We start from the raw sequence: 20,969 nt of genomic DNA on the forward strand, positions 1-20,969 counted from the left end.
TATGGAAATACGCCAGTTGGATGCAGAAGACGCCCAAGCTTATTATGACTTGCGCATCGAAGCATTAAAGGACAGTCCGGACGCATTTGCTACACGGCTGGAAGACGCCATTCAAAGACCCATCAGCAAAACAGCGGAAAGTTTGGCGTTGGAAAATGCGGTCACATTTGGTGCATTTCAAGATGGCCAACTGCAGGGCAATGTAACGCTTGTTCGCAATGCAGCTCCAAAGCTGGAGCATCGCGCATCCGTTGTCGCTGTATACGTGACACCCAACGCCAGAGGGAATGGGCTTGCCAGCCGACTTATGCGGGAATTGCTTCACTATGCAGCAAAATGGCATGGCTTGGAACGTTTGGACTTGATGGTGGCGAGTGAAAATCTGCCAGCCATCACATTATATGAACAAATGGGCTTTGAAAAATACGGAACAGAAATAAATTCAATGAAAACACCGGAAAAATACATTGATGAAAATTTAATGGTGAAATTTATGTAGCATCAATTCAAGCAAAAAGGTGTATTGGATGGCTCCAATACACCTTTTTGCTATTCATTCAGCTTATACAGATGATCGTCGCCATCAACAGGCGTACCGCGACCATCTGTATTGTTGGTGATAAAATAGACAGAGTCTCCATCTGAATACACATCCCGGACACGGCCAAATCCTTCTACCGAGTCCAAGACTTCAGCACTTTCAGGATCGAGTATCTTAATAGCGGTTCCGCGCAGGGCAGCGACATAAAGAGAACCGTCGTGCATATCCATTCCACTGGGTGCCCAAGTATCGTCAGCGCCGGTAGTGAAAAAAGGCGATTCCAGGCCCCCTTCGGATTCTTCACCTTCGATGGTCGGCCAGCCGTAATTATTGCCTTCTTCGATCATGTTGATTTCATCATTTGCCGATTGGCCGTGCTCGGATGCATACATGGTATCATCGTCCCATGTAATGCCTTGTGGATTGCGATGGCCATGCGAATAAATTTCAAACTCGTTGGAGCTGTTTAGCTTTAAAATTTTGCCATTCACCGAGGCTAAATCTTGTGCAAGTTCGGGCGTCGAAGCATCGCCAATGGTTGCAAATAAATTGCCTTCCGGGTCCAATTCCAAGCGTCCGCCATGGTGAACATTGCCGGTCGGAATTCCTTCAAGTAAAATTTCATTTTCCAGCCATTGCCCGTCTTCCAAAACAAGTGAAACGATTTTATTGTAATCATTGCCTTCACTTTCGTAGACATAGTAGCCATAAGCTTCCTGACTTTCTTCGAAATCCTGTTTTAAGACAAATCCTAAAAATCCAGCTTCCGAAGCATCAGAAAGAGTATCGGAAAAATTGACTTCCTGTCGTGTGAGGGTTCCTTCTCCATCTATATGGGCAACTTGCCCCGTCCGTTCCGAAATGTAAAACTCATCGCCTGCCTTGTTGATTGCCCAGGGTGATTCAAGTCCGGTCGCTACTGCTTCAAAAGGAGCCGTCGCTTCGTCCGGGTTTGGAGCAGCATTGTTGCAGCCTGCCAATAACAGTAGTGAAAATGAGGGGATTAGTATTTTTTTCACAAAAAAACCTCCTTTTTTCCATCTTAATAGAATCGTGCCTCAATAGGAAACAATACCGTTAAGGGAGGTGATTCCATGCCGCTGCTCAAAGACGTCAAGGAAACGGAAGAAATCCGCAAAAAGAAAAACCTGATCCGCATTATGACTTGGGTAATCGTGGCTGTTGTGCTGGTACTGGTTTGGTATTTTACTAAATGAAGCTTCTTTTTTAAAGTTTACTTACCTACTTTGCCCAAAACCATATGAATAAACGCTGATTGCATAACAAAGCCCCAAAGGACTCAACTTTCTAGAGTCTTTTGGGGCTTTAAATTATTAGGCTGGCTTTTTTTTCGTTTGAATAATTTCGACGATTGCTATTCCAATTGTGATGCCAATCAATACATTTATAATCAAAGGACTTAAAAACTCATCACGGAAGATCGTGGCAACGGTCAGTATGTAAAAAACAGCCTGGGTAATTTTAGCGATGCGCGGAACGCCATCTTTCGGGTAGCGCAAGCGTGCCATCTGAAAGACCAGAAAGGCCAGGAGCAATGCCAAATAATGTGGCCAAGCCAAGCTGGCCACCACATTGTTAACGATGGCAAATACCAGCAGCGGAATAAAATAAAACAACAGCGATTTCACAATTGGGGCCTCTTTTCGATTATTTTTTCGTGTTGTTTTGCTGTCTGCGGGCAACCAGCAAATACAAATTATAGATGGAGATAATCAATGCAATAGTGACGATGACAACCGAAACTACCGGATAAACCGAAGCTCCGTTTTGCATAATTTCCACCACTCGTGTGTAGATAATCCATGGTCCAATAACCAAAATAAAAATATCAAGTGCAGTACCTAATTTAGTTCTCATTAGTTTCCTCCAATAAAAGATAGTATCTCAATCTTATCAGACTTTAGCTTCAGCGTATGCATCAAAACCATAACAGCCGCCCATATAACTACAGGCGGCTGCCACAGGTTGGACAGATTATTTATGCTTGCGCAGCTCAGTTCTTGCCAACGCATCTGCTGCTCGGTTTTGAGAGTCGGGAATCCATTTAATAAAGCAGTAGTCAAAGTGGCTGCCAAGCTCTAATGCTCTTGCCAGCAGCGGTTTGAACTTGGGATTTTTAATTGAGCCTCTTTCAAACGCATCTACTGTTACCTGGGAATCTGACTTGATGGACACCATTCCTGACGATAAGCCTTTCGCAAGTTCCAGTCCTTTTACGAGCGCGGTAAATTCAGCCGTATGGTTGTCCATTTCTCCTACATATTCGCTCCATTGAATCATATGGCCTTCGCCGCGAATAAAAATGCCTACAGCGCTGACTTGAGGAGCACCGGCAGTTGCCGCATCCACAAACACTTCGAGCATGAGATCACCTACTTTTCGTCAATGGGGTTGATTCGCTTCGCCAAATAGCCGAATGGGGTATCCAAAACGGAGACAATAAATTTCAGCACATAAGTCGAGATGAAAATTTGAAGCCATACATCAAATGGAAATACGCCCCAAAAAGCGATGGAAGTAAAAATAAGCGTATCCAAAAGCTGGCTGATCAATGTCGATCCGTTGTTGCGGATCCAAAACTGGCTGTCTTTAGGAAACATTCTGCGCAGTGCACTAAAGATAATGACATCTAAATGCTGACTGGCAAGGTAAGCGACCATGCTGCCGATGGCGATTTGTGGAATCAATCCGAAAATAGTCTCCAATGAGCCTTGTGCGAAATCACTTTCGGCTGGAATGAACTTAATGCCAAACTGCATGACCAGCACCATGATAAGCAAGGAAGAAAAACCGAGCCATACCGCTTTTTTGGCTTCTTTTTTGCCATACTTTTCATTTAGGATATCAGTTGCCAGAAATGTGGAAGCATACAAACTATTTCCTAAGGTTGCCGTTAGGCCAATAATTTCGATGGTTTTGGTCACTTGAATGTTGGCCAAAACAGTTGAAATGGCGACCCAAGCAAACAAGCCGGTTTTTCCAAAAAACTTATACATGATCAATAATAATACAAAATTGAACAGGGCAAAGCCCAGTCCCCAAAATTCATTAAACAAAAAACTTCCTCCTTAGTTTTGGTAGAGCGGGAATTTGCGAACCGCTTGGTCCCTCTAAAAATATCCTCAGTTAGTATAACTATTGTTGGAATAAAAAACAAATGCGTAGTAGAATGAGGAAATGACGATTTGCTAAGAGGTGACAAAGTGAAAAAAGTTTCCATTATCAACGAAATTGATGAAATGCTGGCTACATATTGTGAAGGCTGCTTTGTGCGGACCCAACTTCGCAAAGACGAAGGGAAAACGGCTGCCCACAGATTTTGCATCAGCAACTGTACAGTCGGCACCCAACTCCAATTCCTTGGAAATGAGCTCAACAAAGTCGGAACCGGTGACAAATAACAAAGTTGTTTTTCTGCAATATAAAAAGCAGGAACGGAATTTCCGTCCCTGCTTTTTTCTATTGTTTTACTCTGAATCAATCTGGATAACATTTGCAGCCTGTGGTCCGCGGTTGCCATCAATAATATCGAATGACACGGTCTTGCCTTCAGCCAATGTCTTAAACCCTTCGCCCTGGATGCCTGTAAAATGGACAAATACATCATCACCATCATTATACTCAATAAATCCGTATCCTTTTTCTGAGTTAAACCATTTCACTGTTCCCTGGTGCATGCGAGTTCCCCCTATTATTGAGTATGCCATGGACCTATAGACGCCATGTTATGGATGGCTATACTATACATGAAGCCTAAGGAAACGTCAATAATCGTTGGGAATACAGGCATTCTGGAGTGATTTCAGGTTATAATAGAAGAAACAGGCGATAGGAGCGGAAGCATGGAGCAGCAAAAAATCAAGCAATGCCAAAAGGAAGTACAAAAAATTTACGAGCAGTTTGATGCCAGCCACGATTGGCAGCATATTGAACGCGTCATGAAAAACGCCAAAAAGATTCTTGAGCACGAACCAGCAGATGCTTATATGATCGAGTTGGCCGTGCTGCTGCACGACGTCTCGGACCCGAAATACAAAAAGCCAGGGGAACACCTGGAACAGGATATTTTGGATCGTCTGGAATTGCCGGGTAGACAGCGGCAGCACATCCAGGACATTATTGCATCGGTTTCCTTTAAAGGCGGAAATGGCAGAGCAGCAGAAACCATGGAAGCGAAAATTGTCCAGGACGCAGACCGTCTGGATGCTATTGGGGCGATTGGCATCGCACGTGCATTTGCCTACGGGGGAGCCAAAGGACGAAAGCTATACGATTGGGATGAAAAAGCCCGCACCGAGATGACCGAACACGAATATCGGCAAGCGCAGACGAGCAGCGTGACACATTTTTACGAAAAGCTACTATTGCTGAAAGATCAAATGACGACGGAAACGGGTAGGCAGATGGCTGAAGAACGCCATCAATTTATGCTATCCTTCTTAAAGCAACTACAAACAGAAACGGATGGGAATAAATGAGCCACTTAAATATTACAAAACTAACCAAAACAGTTGGAGCGAAAACTTTATTTAAAGATGTCGAGTTTTCATTGTATCCAGGAGAACGTGCCGGATTGATCGGCGTCAACGGAACAGGGAAATCGACCTTAATGTCTATTTTGGCGGGATCAATGGATGCTGACAATGTTGTCATGGATCACCCTAAAAAATATCAGATTACGTACTTGATGCAGGAGCCTGAGTTTGATGAGTCCTTGACGGTACTCGAAACAGTATTCTCAGGAAAATCGCCAATTTTGGCGTTGAACCGTGCCTATGAAAATGCATTGAAGAATATGATGGTCGATTCAAGTTCTACGAAATTGCAGGATGAACTGATGGACATCCAGGAAAAAATGGAACAGGAAAACGCATGGGACATCAATGCCTTAGCGAAAACGGCTTTATCAAAACTGGGGATCGATATGTACGACCAGGTGGTCAGCGAATTGTCAGGCGGCCAGCGCAAGCGTGTCGCACTCGCGAAAGCATTGATCGAACCAGCGGACTTAATCCTGTTGGATGAGCCTACCAACCATTTAGACGCTGTTTCAACAGAATGGCTACAGGAAACCTTATTGCGTATGGGTTCAGCCATGCTGTTTGTGACGCATGACCGGTACTTTTTAGATGCCGTTTCAACACATATTTTCGAAATTGCCGACCAAACCATGTATACGCATAAAGGAAACTACGGCGATTATTTGGAAAACAAAGCGATTCGCGATGAAATGAACGCTTCGTCTCAACAAAAACTGGAAAACCGTTTCCGGTCTGAACTAAAATGGATTCGCCGAGGGGCGAAAGCTCGTTCAACCAAACAAAAAGCGCGGATTCAGCGTTTTGATGAAATCAAAGAAGATGTGCAAAAAGTAAATGACAATACGTCGCTTGAACTATCAATGCAAAGCCAGCGTCTTGGCAAGAAAATTATTGAGGGCAAGGACATGGGCGTCGCATATGGCGACAAGCAAATTTTCAGCGGCTTTGACTTTCTTTTGCAAGGGGGAGACCGAATCGGCATCGTTGGACCGAATGGCGCCGGCAAATCGACTTTGATGAAAATGTTGGCTGGTGAACTGGAACCGACTACCGGCAAGATGGAATACGGCAGCACCGTGAAAATTGCCCACTTTACACAGCATTTGCCGGAAATGGATGAATCGCAGCGAATGATCGAATACATTCAGGAAACATCAAGTGATTTTGAAGCTGAAAAAGGGGTTCGCTTATCAGCGACTCAAATGCTGGAGCGTTTCTTGTTCCCATCAAATGGTCATGGTACGCAAATCGGCAAGTTGTCCGGCGGAGAGCGCAAGCGTCTGTATTTATTGAAACTGTTGATGGAACAGCCAAATATTTTGTTCCTGGATGAGCCGACAAACGATTTGGACATTCAAACACTTTCCGTACTGGAAGATTTCCTGGAAAACTTCCCGGGCGTCGTTATTACGATTTCGCACGATCGCTTTTTCCTGGACCGCATCGCGCGGAAATTATGGACAACAGGTACTGGACGTATCGAAGAATACCAAGGCTTATACTCTGAATTTATCAAAGACAAGAGCAATCCAGTGGAACTCGCTGAACAGGAGCTTGTCGAGACGTTTACAGCCCAACCGGTAAAAGCAAAAAAGAAAATGAGCTATAAAGAACAACAGGAATACGATGGCATTCTTGATAAAATTGCACAAACAGAAGCGAAAATCGAATCAAGCGAAGAAGAAATGGCGTTGGCTGGTGCAGATTACGACAAGCTGCAAAAATTGACCCAAGAAGTCAATGCGTTAACGGCCGAATACGATGCTTTGGTCGAACGTTGGACCTATCTTCAGGAAATCGCGGAAGCATGATCTACTAATTGCAGGAGGGATTTTTTGTGAAAATCATTACCATTGAACCAACACCAAGCCCGAATACGATGAAAGTCATCATCGATCAGGAGTTGCCGTTTGGCAAAAGCCATAACTACCATAAGGACAATTTAGAAGGCGCTCCGAAAGAAGTCCAAGAGATGCTCTTGATTGATGGCGTAAAAGGCGTTTACCATGTAGCTGACTTTTTAGCGGTCGAACGCATTTCCAAGTTCGATTGGGAGGCGATTTTGGCGCAAGTCCGTAATGTCTTTGGGGAAGATCGCGAGCACAGCAGCGAAGAAATCGAGTTGGATGAGCATTACGGAGAAGTATATGTACATGTTCAAGAGTTCAAGGGAATTCCGCTCCAGGTCAAAGTCTTTGACAACAGTTCAGAAGAACGTTTTGGCATGCCAGAGCGCTTTGTCGCGGCGATGCAGCTGGTGATGGACCCGACAGAAGAGAACTACCTGCTGCAGCGCAAATGGGCAGATTACGGCGTCCGCTACGGCGATAAAGCGGAGATTGGCAAAAGCATGGTTGAGGAAATTGAAGCTGCCTTTCCGCAAGAGCGTTTAGATGTCTTGACTGCGAAACAAGATGCGGAACAACACGAGGCAGCACCACGTGGACGCAAAATTTCGGCGGAAGAATTCAATGCACCTGATTGGGAAACCCGTTTCCAGCTTTTGGATCAAATGATTGAGGCAGATGCTGATGACTTGCCGCTGCTGTCGCTGGCGTTAGACGATGAAAAAATGTCCATTCGACGCCAAGCAGCTATTTTCCTGGGTGATATCAAGGACAAGGCAGTCGTGCCTTTCGCTGAACGCGCAATGAAAGACAAGAGTTGGGCAGTCCGCAGAACAACGGGGGACACCATCAGTGATCTTGGTTTTGAGGAATTTGAACCGGTTATGATGGAAACCTTGAAAGACAAAAACAAATTGGTTCGCTGGAGAGCAGCGATGTTCTTGTACGAAACAGGAACTGAAGCGGCTTTGCCGGCGTTAAAGCAAGCGCAGGAAGATCCGGAGTTTGAAGTCAAGCTGCAGATCAAAATGGCCATCGCACGAATCGAACAAGGCGAAGATGCGAAAGGGTCCGTTTGGAAACAAATGACCGAAGCACGCCAAGCCATGAAAGACGAATAAGAAAAAGGTCGGGGACTGAAGAGTCCTTGGCCTTTTTCTGTTCCAGATAAATTAAATGTTTCCAAGTGTCCAATAAGAGGTAAAGTGCACCTAAACGATAGAAAATAAGGGGTCATCATTACTAGGAGGAATTTAAAGTGGAAAACAGTGTGTATTCGATGGAAATCTTATATAGCGGCAAGTATGAATCATGGGAGTTTGAAGACCGGCAAAAGCGGGATGCTTTTTATGGCAAGGTAGCCAATCAGTTTGCAGGCCAGAAGGTAACAGAACAGGAAGATCAAGTGGAAGATACGCAAATTGTACAGCTTTCCTCTAATAACTTAGAAATAAAAGAAGACGGAAAATACGACCAGGACACATCTTATGAATGGTTCGAATATGATATTTTCAGCCAAATGCTTGATTTTATTAACAAAGAATACGATAAAAAAGAGTAGCACTTCCAGTACTGTAGAATAAAGCTAAGGGCCAGCGGCATATTGTGATCACATAAAAGTAAAGTAAATGACAAGCAAACTACCTAGTTTAGGTAGTTTTTTTTAGTGTCACAAATACGTTGTTTTAAAGATGTGGAATAATACGAATCTCGGGTAAAATAGGTATTTTAAATCACTTTATATATCAAAAGGTATAAAATTACTAAAATTCGTAAAATATATAAAAAAACATTAGGTCCTTATATACGTTTATTGGTAATAAAATTATGATATCGTGTATGTATACATAGGAGGGTTACGCGTGAATCTTACAGTCAATGGGGTCATCTTAAATCACAAAAGAAGTTCGTTAATAATTCGAGAACTTATGCGAGAAGAAGTTGCTGAACATCCAAAAGATGTGGAAGAATTTTTGAAAAACTATACAGTGGAAGAATCAGACAGTTCGATTATACTTCGTCCACCGTCGGTTGAAGGCATTCAAATATCGCTATTCAAGTCATCGTGAAAGATGGCTTTTAATATGGTCTAAGAACTTCACAGAAAAATAGATGAATATATATAAAAGCAATTTGCCGTTCGCAAACAAACGGCAAATTGCTTTTTGGGTTAGCGTTTAAAACAATATTTCATGCGGCTAGTATTTTTGCGGAAACATCGTGCATACATCGTATAATTTTAACTGTCTTTATTATGCTAATGAATCAGCAAGCTTTGTTGGAATCCATTTTGTTAAAAAGTCTTTCAGCAGCTTGGTCGATAGATGTGTAATGTTCCACATAATGGCTTTTACGTGATGTGATCTCTATGATGAATGTGTCTCTGATGCACTTAACGATGAGTGCATCTTCGCCGTCATCAATGGCAAATGTATGGGTGATGGTAGATGTATTGAAATTGCATGTGATAACCAAAAGTTCTTTAATATGATCCAGTTGCATGAAAATCGCTCTCTTTCAAGGTAAGGCATAGCTGTTTCACTTTTAAGTGAATCCAAGGCGAGTTCCATGAAAGGCAATATATTTCACTATCTTCGAGAAAGGCATAAAAAACCTGAAAATGTCAGGGATGGAAAGGTTAAGTCAAATTAACTTGTATTTCTACTACTTTCACTGCTTCAGCAAGAGATTCATACAATTCTACTCTTTGATCCATTAAAAAAGTAAGTTCTAAAGTCGAAGTTAAAGGTACGCATCTCGCACGAATCAAACCATTACCATCTTTGCTAAAAACATGAGTGATTTTGGCTGTGTTGTATTGACGCATTGTAGATAATATTTCATTAATTCTTTCCGGGCTCATCGTAATTCCTCGCTTCCACTTTGGAAATTGACTAATAAAAGTCTCGAAGAATCCATTAATATCTGTCGGACCTCACTATAGCATACAAAAGCAAAGTCTGTTCGTCAGGTGAAGCAAGTAGAAACTCATGCAAACGCATCAGGCAAGGAGCATAGGCCCAAAAGATAATATTGTGTGTAGTGAAAAAATATACATCGTGCTAAAAGTAGATGTTATAATTTGGGTATAAAAAATATAGCTTCAAGTAGTGCAAAAAGAGTTGTAACGCATAAAAATTGGAGGAACCGCTATGTCCATTACTGCCACCGAATCAAAATCACATCGATTTTTAAAAGACTGGAGTTTGTTCGAAAAATCTTGGCTTCTTATTTTCACGGCCGTGAACATTTACCTGTTTTTCGCATGGGACGACACATTACTCGGTTTGATCAGCTCTCTCAGCGGTATGCTTTGTGTACTTCTAGTGGCAAAAGGGAAAATCAGCAATTATTACTTCGGCATAATTCAAACATCTACTTATGCCTACATTTCTTTTACATATGGGCTTTACGGAGAGGCGATGCTCAATGGCCTCTTTTACTTTCCGATTCAATTTATCGGACTTTATTTATGGCGCCGTAACACCATAAAAAATAAAAATAGTGTTCAGGGTGAAGATGTAGTTGTTAAAACGATGAATCTTCGTTCTTGGCTGTATACTGCAATTGCCATCGTTATAGGAACCATTCTGTACGCCATCTTGCTGGGGACAATCGGTGGACGATCTGTCGGTCTTGATTCTGCAACAAATGTATTGTCTGTTACTGCACAAATTTTTATGCTGAAGCGCTTTGCCGAACAATGGCTGATTTGGATAGCAGTGAACATTCTTTCCATCATACTTTGGGTTGTTACGCTAGATGCTACAGGCGGCAATGACTATACATTAGTTGTCATGTGGACGGCTTTTCTTGTCAACTCAATTTACGGATATTACAACTGGAGAAAAATGGCTACAAAACAAGTGTTAAAAGAGGAGACCAGTTAAATGGCAATGGGCAAAATTGGAATGTACGGCGGTAAGTTTTTAATTATCCATCAGGGGCATGTCAGTGCCATGATTCGGGCGAGTACAATGGTAGAAGAGTTGCATGTCATTTTAACGCATGACGAGGAGTATGAACGCAAATTTTACTTTAATGGTACGACGATGAAACCTATCCCATTCCACCAACGGCTTCGCTGGTGGAATGAACTCACGAAAGACCTTCCTCATGTGAAAGTCCATGCCATCGCTGAAAAGCAGACGGGTGAATTTTATGACTGGGAAAAAGGTTCCATTGGCATTAAGGCAGCAATTGGCAAAGAAATTGATACCGTCTTCAGTTCAGAACATGCATACGGCGAACATTTCGAAAAGCTCTATCCAGGTGCGAAGCATGTTGTACTGGATGCAGAACGGCAAACCTACCCGATTTCCGCAACGCAAATACGAGAAGAAGGTGCGATGAAGCACTGGGCCATCATCCCGCACGTCGTGCAGCCTTATTTTGTTCGGACCGTTGTCATAGTTGGAACCGAAAGCGCTGGGAAGTCGACATTGGTGAAAAATCTGGCAAATCTCTACAACACCAGTTATGTTGAGGAATACGGGCGCAAGTTTTATGAAAATATTGGTGCTGAGATCACCATAGAGTCAGATTTTCCGAAGATTGCATTCGAGCACAAATACCACGAAGAAGAACAAGCAAAGCGTGCGAACAAGCTGCTGTTTATCGACACAGAAGCAAATGTCACGCAGTATTTTTCCTGGGCTTATCTCGGTTACGAACAGCCGGTACTGGACCAAGTAGCCGCGCTCCAACAATACGACTTGTGGATTTTCCTTGAACCTGATGTAAAATGGGTCGATGATGGCACTCGTCTATTCGGTGCGCAAGAAATCCGTGATCGCAACAATAACTATTTGAAAGCAATACTCGATCGCCAAAATATTCACTATCACTCTATCAGTGGAAACTACAGCGAACGTCTGGAACAGGCAGTTCGATTGGTAGACGAGGTTTTAGAAGAACAGCTATACAGCAGCAAAGAAAACTAACTCATTCGGATACGGGATGCTGGTTGTGAGCGAGAGCTTCGATCGCATCCTTTTTTGATTGAAGAAAAAAAGATGAATCGTTTAAGACCAATGGGGCAAAAACCGCTTTTCGTTTCTTTTCAAAATGTTGCTTTTGTTGTATATTGATAAAAGAAAAGAGTGATGATATGGGCAGTGCAGTATTTCCGGCAAAAAAGAAAAAACTGGAAGCTATGATCCAAAAATATGGCAAAGACATGACGTGGCATACGTTCAAAATAAACTTCAAAAATGATTTTCCCGAAGATTGGGAATTGATTAATACTGCTTTTGAAAGTTATCAAAAAAATACCAAAAGAGGAAAAAGTCATCCGATGCCTCATCCGGATAAATACCTCAAAAATATGTATACCAGCATTTCTAACGAGTAACTGAGAGAGCGTCCAATGGGCGCTCTTTTTCTGTGAAACTTATTGATGCCCTAAAACGACTAATGAAAATAATGAAGCACGATGAAACATTTGCAAAAGCCATGAATAAGCGAGTTGAACTGTTAGTTGACTAATTTGCTGATGAGCAAAAGAGGAGGAACAATTATGTTCATGATCTTAAATGCTGCTGTAATTTCGCTTTGGATCACATCACTTGCCGCTTTTGGGAGCAGTTACATTCGTTACCTTAAAGAGGAGCGTGCTTTTGAAAAAAGCGAAAGAACCGATTCTACTTAATGTTTGAGTGCATAGAGGCATTTCAATATTCCATCAACCATCTGAAATTATACGAATAATCAGGAGTGATGGGTATTTTCTGCTGCATGCCCCGTTAGCTGATAGTTGAATCATATATTGCTAAAAAATCGAAAGGTCATTCTTGGTATGAACAGAATGGTATTCCATATGATCGAAAATATCATATTAGCAACCATTTCAAAGCTAAGCTCTTTAAGCAGTTCAGTAAAACAATTTTCCTTTTTCTTCGGCTTTTTCTTCATGTCCTATCTCCTAGTCTGCTCAAGTTTTTAAATACTGCCACGAGAGTCTCTCGTGGCAGTATTTGTTTTCGTTATAAATTATTATATAGAAAATTTTTACATCGATCTGATTTTTTAAAAATAGTTTATTCCAGCATAAAGTATGCGGCTCCGAAACAGTCCACTATGAAATTCCAGACCATCTAGGTTACACTGAAAAGGATAAGAGACTATCTCCATGCCAAAACTAATTAGATGAAAAGGGGCGAAAGCATGAACGCATATGACGAGTACATGAAAGGCATTGTCGTGCCGATGCGCCAAGAGTTGACGGGTGCAGGATTTAAGGAATTATTGACGGCTGAGGAAGTCAATGAACATATGAGCAGTTCTGAAGGGACAAGCCTTGTTGTCATTAACTCGGTTTGCGGTTGTGCTGCAGGTTTGGCACGTCCAGCAGTTATCGAAGCGCTTCAGACAGTAGAAGCAAGGCCGGAACATTTGGTAACGGTCTTTGCTGGCCAAGACAAAGAAGCAACTGCGCAAATGCGCAATTATTTTGAAGAAGTTCCACCGTCATCGCCGTCCATTGCGGTATTGAAAGATGGCCAGCTGGCTTACTTTATTCCGCGTGAACAAATTGAAGGCTATCCAATGGAACAAATTCGCGACCATTTGTCGCAGGTTCTTGAACAGGTGGCAGCTCAGTGAAAACAGTAGTAACGACAGCATACCGGCCAACTTCATACACATTGGAGCGGGCAGCTCGTGTTTCGGCAGATCTTTCGCTTATGCAAGTCTCTCGCAACAAACGTTCTATTGAGAAATTGCATGCAGATGAAGAGGCAGATGTGCTGGTCTGTTTAAAAGAACGGCTTGAGTTTTACCCATTGGGTAAAAAGGAGCCGTTCTTTTTTCATCCCAATTCCGCGGCTTTCCGGACAAAACGGCCGCTTGAACAAGATCCGGTCATCGAAGTTTCAGGACTCGAACCTGGAGATTCTTTTTTAGACTGTACTTTGGGTTTAGCTTCAGACTCGATCGTGGCTTCTCAGCGTGTTGGTGAGGATGGCAGGATCGTTGGTTGCGAGAGCCATCCCATTCTTGCCTACGTTGTTGGAGAGGGCTTGAAAGGGTATAAGGAGATGCCTCATTTAGAACAGGCAATGCAGCGCATCAACGTGATTTCATCCAATGCGGTCTCATTTCTGGAGACGCTCGAATCCGATTCGTTTGATGTGATCTATATGGATCCAATGTTTACTGAGGAAATTGCCGAGGCTTCCAACTTTGCTCCGCTCAGAGGACCTGCCAACCAAGAGCAATTGACAGACGGGTGGGTTGCTGAAGCAAGACGGGTGGCACGCAAATCGGTTGTGTTAAAAGCTCACTTCCGCTCAGGGGATTTTGAACGATTTGGATTTGTCCGGCGCGTTCGGCCAAATACAAAATTCCATTACGGTGTGATTACTATTCAGCCATAAAATAGACACAAAAAGAACCTTCTGAATTGTCCAGAAGGTTCTTTTTGTGTGCATATTAGTCTGTAAAAGAAAGCGAAGTCAAGTATCCGAGCATAAACAGGAGACCCAGTCCAATCAATAATGATGCATCCATGAAAATTCCTCCTTTTCAAAAAAAACAAGGCGTTGTTAATGACTTTATTGTACAATGAATTTCAAGAAGATGAAACCTTTACCAATATAAATCGTATAAATAAGCAAACGTGTTACTAAAATGTTCATAAATGAAAAGGTGATGTTGATGAAAAATTGGTGGCAAAAGTCGCTGATGATTGCAGTTGCCGTTTTGACATTAGGTGCGATCTCCCCGAATCATTTAATTTGGGAGTCGCTTCTAGACGAAAAAGGACAACCCAAATCACACGCTGCTGAAAGCGATAACAAACAATATTTCTATGATTGGATCGACCCGAGTGAATTTTACGACACCAGCGTATCCATACTCGACACAGTCCACCAGTCTGCTGAAGAGCAATCTTATTTAAAATTCGGTTCGCGGATTGGCCCTGTCATTCAAGATGAGTTCCAGACGATGATTCTTCCAAACATCCAACAGGCAATTGACATGCATTTGGCTACACTAGACACCAGCAAATTGAACAAATTGGCCATTTCTGAAAAGCCGTCAGGCGACTACTCGGAAAAGATTTTCCATGTGTATGATACCGAAACCAACAAAGATGAAATTCGTTTCCATGTGAGAACGGAAAAAAAGCCGCAAGTGGGCTATTCCTTCAATTTTCATTACCATCTAGCCGAAGATGATTTCCAAAAACACATTACCGTTGGCGATATTTATTGGTCCAAAAATACGCCGCCCAAATGGCTTTCCTAAACCGTTCACTTTGTGGCGGTTTTTTGTTTTGCACCATTTATATAAGTTAAAATAAGGATCATCTTTAATTGTGCTCTTTAATGCAATAAGTTCAGCAGCCAGAGCGATATTTGAAATAACTGTCATGCTTTATTAACACAGGCAGTATTGTTATGATTAAACATAACAATGGAGGCGAATTATATGAAGCAATATTTAGATTTATGCGAACACGTTTTACATAATGGAGCGACAAAAGAAGACCGGACCGGCACAGGCACTTTAAGTGTCTTCGGCCACCAGATGCGATTTGATTTGAGCGAAGGATTTCCGCTGATGACCACTAAAAAAACAGCATTTCGCCTAATCGTTTCAGAACTTCTTTGGTTTATTAAGGGCGATACAAATGTCCGAACTTTACTTCAGGACAATAATCATATTTGGGATGAATGGGCATTTGCCCAGTGGATAGCAAGTGAGGAATATGCAGGGCCCGACATGTCCGACTTTGGACGGCGTGCGCAAAAAGATCCGGAGTTTGCGGAACTGTATAAATTGGAGATGCAAAGTTTTCAGCGAAAAGTCATTGAAAATCCGGAGTTTGCGGAAAAATATGGAGATCTTGGACCGGTTTACGGCAAGCAATGGCGTTCGTGGGCGACAACTGAAGGCGGCACCATTGACCAATTAAAGAACGTCATCAAATCCATCAAACAAAATCCAGATTCGCGCCGCCACCTCGTGACCGCTTGGAACCCGGAATTCATTGACGACATGGCTTTGCCGCCGTGCCACATCATGTTCCAATTCTACGTAGCAGATGGCAAACTATCCTGTCAGCTTTATCAGCGCAGTGCAGACGTCTTTTTGGGCGTGCCGTTTAATATTGCTTCCTATGCGCTGTTGACGCATCTTATTGCGCGCGAATGCAATTTGGAAGTCGGTGATTTTGTCCATACGACAGGTGACACCCACTTGTATTCCAATCATATGGAGCAAGTCAAGGAGCAATTGACCAGACAACCCAAACCTTTGCCAACCTTAAAAATCAACGAAGACATCGCATCCATTTTTGACCTGAAATTAGAAGATATCACCATCGAAGGCTATGATCCGCATCCACGGATCAAAGCGCCGGTCGCAGTTTAACGGTCCATACTTAAAGTTCACTCCCGTTAAAAGCGGGATAGGAGGAAGATTTATGATTTCATTGATGGTAGCGCATGATCCCAACCGGGTCATCGGAATAGACAACGAATTGCCTTGGCACATTCCAGCTGACTTGGCGTATTTCAAAGAGCAGACAATCGGAAAAGGCATCGTCATGGGGCGCAATACGTTTGAATCCATTGGCCGCCCGCTTCCAAAACGCCGCAACATTGTTGTGACACGCAACGACGATTATCAGGCAGAAGGCGTAGATGTGGTCCATAATCTGCAGGACGCTGTGAAATTGGCTAAAGAGTTTCATGAAGAAGTGATGATTATTGGCGGCGAACAGATTTTTAATTCGATTTTAGATGACGCTGACCGACTGTATATCACGCTCGTTCACCAAACTTTTGAAGGGGATACGTATTTTCCGGAATACGGCCGTGAATGGAAGCTTGTTTCAGAGTCAGAGCAGCAAATCTCAAACGAAGTGCCATTTTCGTATCAAGTATATGAGCGGCGCAAAAAGAAAAAAGATTATGCTTAATTCGGTCCGGACTTTCTCATTCCTATTTGGCTATTTGCCGATCAGTGCTGTTCATTTGAAAAAATTCATTAAACAAAAACCACAGCTGAGTATTGAGGAGTACGACAAGTTGATTCACTCGGAGCCTCAAAAATGGGCGACAGGCATTATGAAACGAACGAAAAGTACTGTTTCCGTAACAGGTTTGGAGAATCTTCCTGCTGGGCCTGTCCTTTTTGTCAGTAACCACGAAGGGAATTTTGATATTCCGGTCTTGCTGTCAACTATTCCCAAACCGTTTGGCTTTATTTCCAAAAAAGAAGTGAAGAAAATGCCGATCATTCCGATGTATATGGAAGAGATGAACTGTGTGTTTTTGGACCGTACCGATCGCCGGAGTGCTTTAAAATCAATCACTGATACCGTTGAAAAACTGAAACTAGGCCACTCCATCCTCATTTTTCCGGAAGGCACCAGAAGCAAAGGGCAGGGGATGGGTGAGTTCAAATCCGGTTTTATGCGCATTGCGAAAGATGCCAATGTCCCAATCTTGCCGATTGCGATTTCCGGAACTTCTGATATTATGGAAAAAAACAACAACAAAATTATGGCAGCAACTGTAACAGTTCAATTGCTCGAACAAGTTTCCTCGGAAGTAATCAAAGAGTTAGGAGCCAAATCAGCAATCGAACTGATTCGTTCACGAATCGAAGCAGCTCTTCAATCAGAGCTCTCTAAAAATCCTGTCAGTTAAATGTTTTTTCGGATCCCAGCCATTAAACTAGCAGCCCTATCAGTGGTTGTTTATCGACTATTTACTTAAACTAAAGCGAAGAAGGAAGTGTTTTGCATGCCGAAAATTCACATTGTCACGGACTCGACTGCGGATTTAAAGCCGGAAGTCATCAAAAAATACAATTTACATGTGGTTCCGCTAACCATTCAAATTGGCGGAAAAACATATTTAGACCGTGTAGACTTGGACCCGGAATCTTTTCTGGAGCTGATGAAAAGCTCGGATGAAATGCCAAAAAGCTCACAGCCAGCTCCAGGAGTATTTAAGGAACTATATGATGAACTCGGGAAAACGGGAGATCAAATCCTTTCCATTCATATGACTGGTGGAATGAGTGGCACGGTTGAATCGGCGAAAGCAGCAGCTCAACTGACGGATTCAGACGTTACGGTCATCGACTCGCGTTATATTTCCCATGCTCTGGCATTTCAAGTGTTTGAAGCGGCCGATATGGCGAAAGATGGGAAATCAATGGAAGAAATTGTTGCGCGGGTAGAACAAATTCGGCTGAATACGAAGCTTTTTGTGGTTGTGGACACCCTCGATAATTTGGTTAAAGGTGGGCGCATCGGAAAAGGCCGCGCATTGCTAGGATCGTTAATGAAGATTAAGCCAATCGCGTCTTTGGATGACGGGGAATACACACCAGTTGCTAAAGTGAGAAGCCATAAGCAAGTAGTTGAATACTTGATGAAAGACTTTGTGGACCGGACAGCAGGGAAAATTGTGAAAGGTGTTGGCATAGCCCAAGCAAATGGTCTGGCTATGGCGGAACCACTTCGTGAAAAAATTAAGGAAACAGGTTTTACCGATATTAAATTTGATTTTACAACGCCGGTCATCTCCACGCACACAGGAATTGGAGCCATTGGTTTTATGTATTATACGGATTGATTTGAAAGGGAGAGAAAAAATTGAAGCGCATCCTGTTCATCATCATTTTGTCCATGGGTATAGTAGCGGGATGCAGTCCAACTTTTATCTTTGGCGATAAAGAAGCACAAGTAAGAACCGAACCATTAATCAATTCATATACCATTCCGCCAAATTTCATACCTCAAGCCGTTGTGATGACGGCGCTTGGGGATTCCTTGTCTCAAGGTGTAGGTGATGAAGAAAACTTGGGCGGCTACACGGGTCGATTGGCAAACGAGATTCGAACTTGGCAAGGAATTGAAGGTGTTGCCGTTGAAAATACAGCTAAGCGCGGACGCCGCAGCGACCAGCTTCTGGCCATGATTCAACAAGGTGAACTGACCGGACCTGTCGCGGAAGCTGATTATTTGTCGCTGACAATTGGTGGCAACGATGTGATGCGAATCATCAAGCGCGATTTGTTTTCACTGAATATGGAAGCATTTGAGGGTGAACTGGTCCTCTATGAAAATAGATTTAACACAATCTTCATGGCAATTCGGGAAATCAACCCGAATGCGCCCATGATCGTCATGGGCATCTACAATCCGTTTTCGCTGATCACGGATGAAGTGGAAGAATTTGATCAAATCATCGCATCCTATAATGAGGCGATGGAGGAAAGAGTTGAACAAGATCCTCAGGCATGCTTTGTGCCTGTCAGCGATTTGTTTGTCGGCAATAAGAATTTGGTTTATCATTCAGATTTTTTCCATCCGAACAGCAATGGGTATGACCTTATTGCCGAACGCATGTTGGAACGGATGGAAGAATGCGGGATAAGCTATGAAGAATAAGGGGTGGTGACAAATGAAAAAATGGCGTTTTGCTTTCTTTGTACTTTTGGCTGTAAATGCTCTAGCTTTAGTGGGACTTGTTGTTTACGTAACCACTCCATCTCAGGACCATACAACTTACCAAGCCTTGCAAAATTCATCGACTGCTGGAAATACAGTTGTCGTCAACACCACGAAAGCCGATTTTGAAGGAATAGCCAATACGTATATACAGGATGCAATGAAAGATCAACCCATTCCATTGGCGCTGTCGGTTAATGACGACGTCAGCATATCAACCGAACTGACTATCTTTTCAGTGACCTTGCCAATATTAATGAAGTTTGAACCACTTGTTCAAGAAGATGGCAATTTATTGTTGGAACAAAAGTCAGTTGAAGTCGGCATGCTGGATATTCCGCCTGAATCTGCGTTAAAGTTGCTTAGAGACTCAGTTGAACTTCCAGAATTTATGGAAGTGATGCCTGCCGACGAAGAAGTGCTGCTGAAACTGACGGAAATTCCGTTGGATGATGGCATCTCAGTGCGGGCAGCATCGTTCAACTTGCAAGAAGACGATATTCGGTTATTGGTGACAATTGAACCATAGGGAACGGAGTGAGCATATGAAAACGGAAAAAGCGACATTTGCAGGAGGCTGTTTTTGGTGCATGGTCAAACCATTTGATTCTTTGGATGGCATTGAAGAAGTAGTGAGCGGCTATACAGGCGGCGAATTGCCGAATCCGACCTATGAGCAAGTATGCTCGAATGCTACAGGACATGTTGAAGCAGTCCAAATCACGTTCCAGCCTGACATTTTTCCTTACGAAAAATTACTTGATGTATTTTGGACACAAATTGACCCAACTGATGCTGGGGGACAATTTTTTGACCGTGGGGAGTCTTACCAAACAGCGATTTTTTATCATTCTGAAGAACAGCAGCAAGCTGCTGAAAAATCCAAGCAGGAACTGGACAATTCCGGCAGATTTCAAAAACCTGTAGCGACACCAATTGTTGAAGCAAAACCGTTTTATTTGGCAGAAACTTACCATCAAGATTATTATAAGAAAAACCCTGCCCATTACAATCGTTATTCGGTTGGTTCCGGGCGGACAGCTTTTATTGAAAAGAATTGGGGTGGACAATCATGAAAGAAGACTTGAAAGCTAAATTAACACCGATGCAATATCATGTAACCCAGGAAAGTGGCACAGAGCCGCCATTCCAAGGAGAATACGACCAGCATTTTGAAGAAGGCATATATGTGGATATTGTTTCTGGCAAACCATTGTTCAGTTCTTTGGACAAATTTGATGCGCATTGCGGTTGGCCGAGTTTTGCAAAGCCGATCGAAGGATCTGAAGTAAAAGAGAACTTGGACACGAGCCATGGCATGAGAAGAACGGAAGTACGTTCTGAGACTGCCGACTCTCATCTTGGACATTTGTTCCCGGATGGTCCGTCATCTCTTGGCGGCCTGCGGTACTGCATCAATTCAGCAGCGCTTCGTTTTGTTCCAAAAGAGCAATTGGAAGCAGAAGGCTTATCCGAATACAAAAAACTGTTTGAATAATAAGTTGCCCGGACAACTGTCCGGGTTTTTTTTGCTTAAAATCTGG

31 protein-coding genes are annotated in these 20,969 nt (G+C 42.8%); 23 read left to right on the forward strand and 8 right to left on the reverse strand.

What is annotated here, in order from left to right; all coding sequences use genetic code 11:
- Position 1: 1 nt before the first annotated feature.
- Positions 2–499, forward strand: a complete 498-nt coding sequence (locus AC4EHK_RS07475) for a GNAT family N-acetyltransferase (RefSeq protein WP_490978168.1) — start codon at positions 2–4, stop codon at positions 497–499.
- Positions 500–549: 50 nt separating this feature from the next.
- Here AC4EHK_RS07475 and AC4EHK_RS07480 read toward each other — a convergent pair whose 3' ends face one another.
- Entirely contained in the window at positions 550–1,560 is a 1,011-nt protein-coding gene (locus AC4EHK_RS07480) for a PQQ-dependent sugar dehydrogenase (protein ID WP_490978169.1), read from the reverse strand.
- 75 nt (positions 1,561–1,635) lie between these two features.
- Between AC4EHK_RS07480 and AC4EHK_RS07485 the strand changes: the two genes are divergently transcribed.
- Positions 1,636–1,758, forward strand: a complete 123-nt coding sequence (locus AC4EHK_RS07485) for a hypothetical protein (protein ID WP_490978170.1) — start codon at positions 1,636–1,638, stop codon at positions 1,756–1,758.
- Between the two features lie 117 nt (positions 1,759–1,875).
- On the opposite strand, the gene AC4EHK_RS07490 is transcribed toward AC4EHK_RS07485, so the two are convergent.
- From AC4EHK_RS07490 to AC4EHK_RS07505, 4 genes are all read right to left on the reverse strand, one after another.
- Positions 1,876–2,190 carry a hypothetical protein gene (locus AC4EHK_RS07490; RefSeq protein WP_490978171.1) on the reverse strand — a complete coding sequence of 105 codons (315 nt, stop codon included), beginning with the start codon at positions 2,188–2,190 and terminating at the stop codon, positions 1,876–1,878.
- A 19-nt stretch (positions 2,191–2,209) separates the two neighbouring features.
- A complete protein-coding gene (locus AC4EHK_RS07495) occupies positions 2,210–2,419 on the reverse strand; it encodes a hypothetical protein (RefSeq protein WP_490978172.1) in 210 nt (69 codons plus the stop codon).
- A 117-nt stretch (positions 2,420–2,536) separates the two neighbouring features.
- Positions 2,537–2,926, reverse strand: a complete 390-nt coding sequence (locus tag AC4EHK_RS07500; RefSeq protein ID WP_490978173.1) for a ribonuclease HI family protein — start codon at positions 2,924–2,926, stop codon at positions 2,537–2,539.
- Between the two features lie 8 nt (positions 2,927–2,934).
- Positions 2,935–3,618, reverse strand: a complete 684-nt coding sequence (locus tag AC4EHK_RS07505) for a queuosine precursor transporter (protein ID WP_490978174.1) — start codon at positions 3,616–3,618, stop codon at positions 2,935–2,937.
- Between the two features lie 147 nt (positions 3,619–3,765).
- Between AC4EHK_RS07505 and AC4EHK_RS07510 the strand changes: the two genes are divergently transcribed.
- A complete protein-coding gene (locus AC4EHK_RS07510) occupies positions 3,766–3,963 on the forward strand; it encodes a zinc-finger domain-containing protein (RefSeq protein ID WP_490978175.1) in 198 nt (65 codons plus the stop codon).
- Positions 3,964–4,029: 66 nt separating this feature from the next.
- Here AC4EHK_RS07510 and AC4EHK_RS07515 read toward each other — a convergent pair whose 3' ends face one another.
- Positions 4,030–4,239 (reverse strand): cold-shock protein, encoded by a 210-nt coding sequence (locus tag AC4EHK_RS07515; protein ID WP_490978176.1) that lies wholly within the window; start codon positions 4,237–4,239, stop codon positions 4,030–4,032.
- 165 nt (positions 4,240–4,404) lie between these two features.
- Between AC4EHK_RS07515 and AC4EHK_RS07520 the strand changes: the two genes are divergently transcribed.
- The 5 genes from AC4EHK_RS07520 to AC4EHK_RS07540 all read left to right on the forward strand — a co-directional run bounded on the left by AC4EHK_RS07520 (position 4,405) and on the right by AC4EHK_RS07540 (position 9,019).
- Positions 4,405–5,040 carry an HD domain-containing protein gene (locus tag AC4EHK_RS07520; protein ID WP_490978177.1) on the forward strand — a complete coding sequence of 212 codons (636 nt, stop codon included), beginning with the start codon at positions 4,405–4,407 and terminating at the stop codon, positions 5,038–5,040.
- The gene (locus tag AC4EHK_RS07525) at positions 5,037–6,914 is read left to right on the forward strand and encodes an ABC-F family ATP-binding cassette domain-containing protein (protein WP_490978178.1); all 1,878 of its coding nucleotides are present in this window, start codon (positions 5,037–5,039) and stop codon (positions 6,912–6,914) included. The genes AC4EHK_RS07520 and AC4EHK_RS07525 overlap by 4 nt, the downstream gene beginning before the upstream one ends.
- Before the next feature lie 26 nt (positions 6,915–6,940).
- Positions 6,941–8,071, forward strand: coding sequence for a conserved virulence factor C family protein (locus tag AC4EHK_RS07530; RefSeq protein ID WP_490978179.1), 1,131 nt, complete (start codon positions 6,941–6,943; stop codon positions 8,069–8,071).
- A gap of 137 nt (positions 8,072–8,208) precedes the next feature.
- On the forward strand, positions 8,209–8,511 hold the full coding sequence (locus tag AC4EHK_RS07535; protein WP_490978180.1) for a hypothetical protein: 303 nt from the start codon (positions 8,209–8,211) through the stop codon (positions 8,509–8,511).
- 301 nt (positions 8,512–8,812) lie between these two features.
- On the forward strand, positions 8,813–9,019 hold the full coding sequence (locus AC4EHK_RS07540; protein ID WP_490978181.1) for a hypothetical protein: 207 nt from the start codon (positions 8,813–8,815) through the stop codon (positions 9,017–9,019).
- Positions 9,020–9,215: 196 nt separating this feature from the next.
- Here the strand turns inward: AC4EHK_RS07540 and AC4EHK_RS07545 are convergent, their stop codons facing one another.
- Positions 9,216–9,452 carry a hypothetical protein gene (locus tag AC4EHK_RS07545; RefSeq protein ID WP_490978182.1) on the reverse strand — a complete coding sequence of 79 codons (237 nt, stop codon included), beginning with the start codon at positions 9,450–9,452 and terminating at the stop codon, positions 9,216–9,218.
- 136 nt (positions 9,453–9,588) lie between these two features.
- Positions 9,589–9,813, reverse strand: coding sequence for a hypothetical protein (locus AC4EHK_RS07550; RefSeq protein ID WP_490978183.1), 225 nt, complete (start codon positions 9,811–9,813; stop codon positions 9,589–9,591).
- 289 nt (positions 9,814–10,102) lie between these two features.
- Between AC4EHK_RS07550 and pnuC the strand changes: the two genes are divergently transcribed.
- From pnuC to msrB, 15 genes are all read left to right on the forward strand, one after another.
- The gene (pnuC, locus tag AC4EHK_RS07555; RefSeq protein ID WP_490978184.1) at positions 10,103–10,840 is read left to right on the forward strand and encodes a nicotinamide riboside transporter PnuC; all 738 of its coding nucleotides are present in this window, start codon (positions 10,103–10,105) and stop codon (positions 10,838–10,840) included.
- The gene (gene nadR, locus AC4EHK_RS07560) at positions 10,841–11,893 is read left to right on the forward strand and encodes a multifunctional transcriptional regulator/nicotinamide-nucleotide adenylyltransferase/ribosylnicotinamide kinase NadR (protein WP_490978185.1); all 1,053 of its coding nucleotides are present in this window, start codon (positions 10,841–10,843) and stop codon (positions 11,891–11,893) included.
- Between the two features lie 167 nt (positions 11,894–12,060).
- Complete coding sequence (locus AC4EHK_RS07565) at positions 12,061–12,303, forward strand: hypothetical protein (protein ID WP_490978186.1); 243 nt, start codon at positions 12,061–12,063, stop codon at positions 12,301–12,303.
- Between the two features lie 165 nt (positions 12,304–12,468).
- Positions 12,469–12,600 (forward strand): hypothetical protein, encoded by a 132-nt coding sequence (locus AC4EHK_RS07570; protein WP_490978187.1) that lies wholly within the window; start codon positions 12,469–12,471, stop codon positions 12,598–12,600.
- A gap of 515 nt (positions 12,601–13,115) precedes the next feature.
- Positions 13,116–13,553 carry a BrxA/BrxB family bacilliredoxin gene (locus AC4EHK_RS07575; protein WP_490978188.1) on the forward strand — a complete coding sequence of 146 codons (438 nt, stop codon included), beginning with the start codon at positions 13,116–13,118 and terminating at the stop codon, positions 13,551–13,553.
- Complete coding sequence (locus AC4EHK_RS07580) at positions 13,550–14,326, forward strand: class I SAM-dependent methyltransferase (RefSeq protein WP_490978189.1); 777 nt, start codon at positions 13,550–13,552, stop codon at positions 14,324–14,326. Before AC4EHK_RS07575 ends, AC4EHK_RS07580 begins: the two co-directional genes overlap by 4 nt.
- Positions 14,327–14,606: 280 nt before the next feature.
- Complete coding sequence (locus AC4EHK_RS07585; RefSeq protein WP_490978190.1) at positions 14,607–15,200, forward strand: YpjP family protein; 594 nt, start codon at positions 14,607–14,609, stop codon at positions 15,198–15,200.
- A gap of 183 nt (positions 15,201–15,383) precedes the next feature.
- Positions 15,384–16,328, forward strand: a complete 945-nt coding sequence (locus tag AC4EHK_RS07590; RefSeq protein WP_490978191.1) for a thymidylate synthase — start codon at positions 15,384–15,386, stop codon at positions 16,326–16,328.
- A gap of 52 nt (positions 16,329–16,380) precedes the next feature.
- Positions 16,381–16,878 (forward strand): dihydrofolate reductase, encoded by a 498-nt coding sequence (locus AC4EHK_RS07595; RefSeq protein ID WP_490978192.1) that lies wholly within the window; start codon positions 16,381–16,383, stop codon positions 16,876–16,878.
- Positions 16,871–17,611: a lysophospholipid acyltransferase family protein gene (locus AC4EHK_RS07600; protein ID WP_490978193.1), complete on the forward strand. Its 741-nt coding sequence runs from the start codon at positions 16,871–16,873 to the stop codon at positions 17,609–17,611. The genes AC4EHK_RS07595 and AC4EHK_RS07600 overlap by 8 nt, the downstream gene beginning before the upstream one ends.
- A 96-nt stretch (positions 17,612–17,707) precedes the next feature.
- A complete protein-coding gene (locus AC4EHK_RS07605) occupies positions 17,708–18,547 on the forward strand; it encodes a DegV family protein (protein ID WP_490978194.1) in 840 nt (279 codons plus the stop codon).
- Between the two features lie 20 nt (positions 18,548–18,567).
- Positions 18,568–19,365 (forward strand): GDSL-type esterase/lipase family protein, encoded by a 798-nt coding sequence (locus AC4EHK_RS07610; RefSeq protein WP_490978195.1) that lies wholly within the window; start codon positions 18,568–18,570, stop codon positions 19,363–19,365.
- A gap of 13 nt (positions 19,366–19,378) precedes the next feature.
- On the forward strand, positions 19,379–19,954 hold the full coding sequence (locus AC4EHK_RS07615; RefSeq protein ID WP_490978196.1) for a YpmS family protein: 576 nt from the start codon (positions 19,379–19,381) through the stop codon (positions 19,952–19,954).
- A 16-nt stretch (positions 19,955–19,970) separates the two neighbouring features.
- Entirely contained in the window at positions 19,971–20,501 is a 531-nt protein-coding gene (gene msrA / locus AC4EHK_RS07620; protein ID WP_490978197.1) for a peptide-methionine (S)-S-oxide reductase MsrA, read from the forward strand.
- A complete protein-coding gene (gene msrB, locus AC4EHK_RS07625) occupies positions 20,498–20,923 on the forward strand; it encodes a peptide-methionine (R)-S-oxide reductase MsrB (RefSeq protein WP_490978198.1) in 426 nt (141 codons plus the stop codon). Before msrA ends, msrB begins: the two co-directional genes overlap by 4 nt.
- Positions 20,924–20,969: the final 46 nt, after the last annotated feature.

It is taken from the genome of Planococcus sp. TJ-307 (genome assembly GCF_058268435.1).

Bases quoted from the DNA above. Each gene is read 5' to 3' on its own strand.
- AC4EHK_RS07595 (WP_490978192.1), top strand. From the start codon at position 16,381: ATGATTTCATTGATGGTAGCGCATGATCCCAACCGGGTCATCGGAATA.
- AC4EHK_RS07590 (WP_490978191.1), top strand. From the start codon at position 15,384: ATGAAGCAATATTTAGATTTATGCGAACACGTTTTACATAATGGAGCG.
- AC4EHK_RS07615 (WP_490978196.1), top strand. From the start codon at position 19,379: ATGAAAAAATGGCGTTTTGCTTTCTTTGTACTTTTGGCTGTAAATGCT.
- msrB (WP_490978198.1), top strand. From the start codon at position 20,498: ATGAAAGAAGACTTGAAAGCTAAATTAACACCGATGCAATATCATGTA.
- nadR (WP_490978185.1), top strand. From the start codon at position 10,841: ATGGCAATGGGCAAAATTGGAATGTACGGCGGTAAGTTTTTAATTATC.
- AC4EHK_RS07605 (WP_490978194.1), top strand. From the start codon at position 17,708: ATGCCGAAAATTCACATTGTCACGGACTCGACTGCGGATTTAAAGCCG.
- pnuC (WP_490978184.1), top strand. From the start codon at position 10,103: ATGTCCATTACTGCCACCGAATCAAAATCACATCGATTTTTAAAAGAC.
- AC4EHK_RS07485 (WP_490978170.1), top strand. From the start codon at position 1,636: ATGCCGCTGCTCAAAGACGTCAAGGAAACGGAAGAAATCCGCAAAAAG.
- AC4EHK_RS07495 (WP_490978172.1), bottom strand. From the start codon at position 2,419: ATGAGAACTAAATTAGGTACTGCACTTGATATTTTTATTTTGGTTATT.
- AC4EHK_RS07500 (WP_490978173.1), bottom strand. From the start codon at position 2,926: ATGCTCGAAGTGTTTGTGGATGCGGCAACTGCCGGTGCTCCTCAAGTC.
- AC4EHK_RS07565 (WP_490978186.1), top strand. From the start codon at position 12,061: ATGGGCAGTGCAGTATTTCCGGCAAAAAAGAAAAAACTGGAAGCTATG.
- AC4EHK_RS07520 (WP_490978177.1), top strand. From the start codon at position 4,405: ATGGAGCAGCAAAAAATCAAGCAATGCCAAAAGGAAGTACAAAAAATT.
- AC4EHK_RS07585 (WP_490978190.1), top strand. From the start codon at position 14,607: ATGAAAAATTGGTGGCAAAAGTCGCTGATGATTGCAGTTGCCGTTTTG.
- AC4EHK_RS07550 (WP_490978183.1), bottom strand. From the start codon at position 9,813: ATGAGCCCGGAAAGAATTAATGAAATATTATCTACAATGCGTCAATAC.
- AC4EHK_RS07525 (WP_490978178.1), top strand. From the start codon at position 5,037: ATGAGCCACTTAAATATTACAAAACTAACCAAAACAGTTGGAGCGAAA.
- AC4EHK_RS07545 (WP_490978182.1), bottom strand. From the start codon at position 9,452: ATGCAACTGGATCATATTAAAGAACTTTTGGTTATCACATGCAATTTC.
- AC4EHK_RS07475 (WP_490978168.1), top strand. From the start codon at position 2: ATGGAAATACGCCAGTTGGATGCAGAAGACGCCCAAGCTTATTATGAC.
- AC4EHK_RS07600 (WP_490978193.1), top strand. From the start codon at position 16,871: ATGCTTAATTCGGTCCGGACTTTCTCATTCCTATTTGGCTATTTGCCG.
- AC4EHK_RS07515 (WP_490978176.1), bottom strand. From the start codon at position 4,239: ATGCACCAGGGAACAGTGAAATGGTTTAACTCAGAAAAAGGATACGGA.
- AC4EHK_RS07570 (WP_490978187.1), top strand. From the start codon at position 12,469: ATGTTCATGATCTTAAATGCTGCTGTAATTTCGCTTTGGATCACATCA.
- AC4EHK_RS07575 (WP_490978188.1), top strand. From the start codon at position 13,116: ATGAACGCATATGACGAGTACATGAAAGGCATTGTCGTGCCGATGCGC.
- msrA (WP_490978197.1), top strand. From the start codon at position 19,971: ATGAAAACGGAAAAAGCGACATTTGCAGGAGGCTGTTTTTGGTGCATG.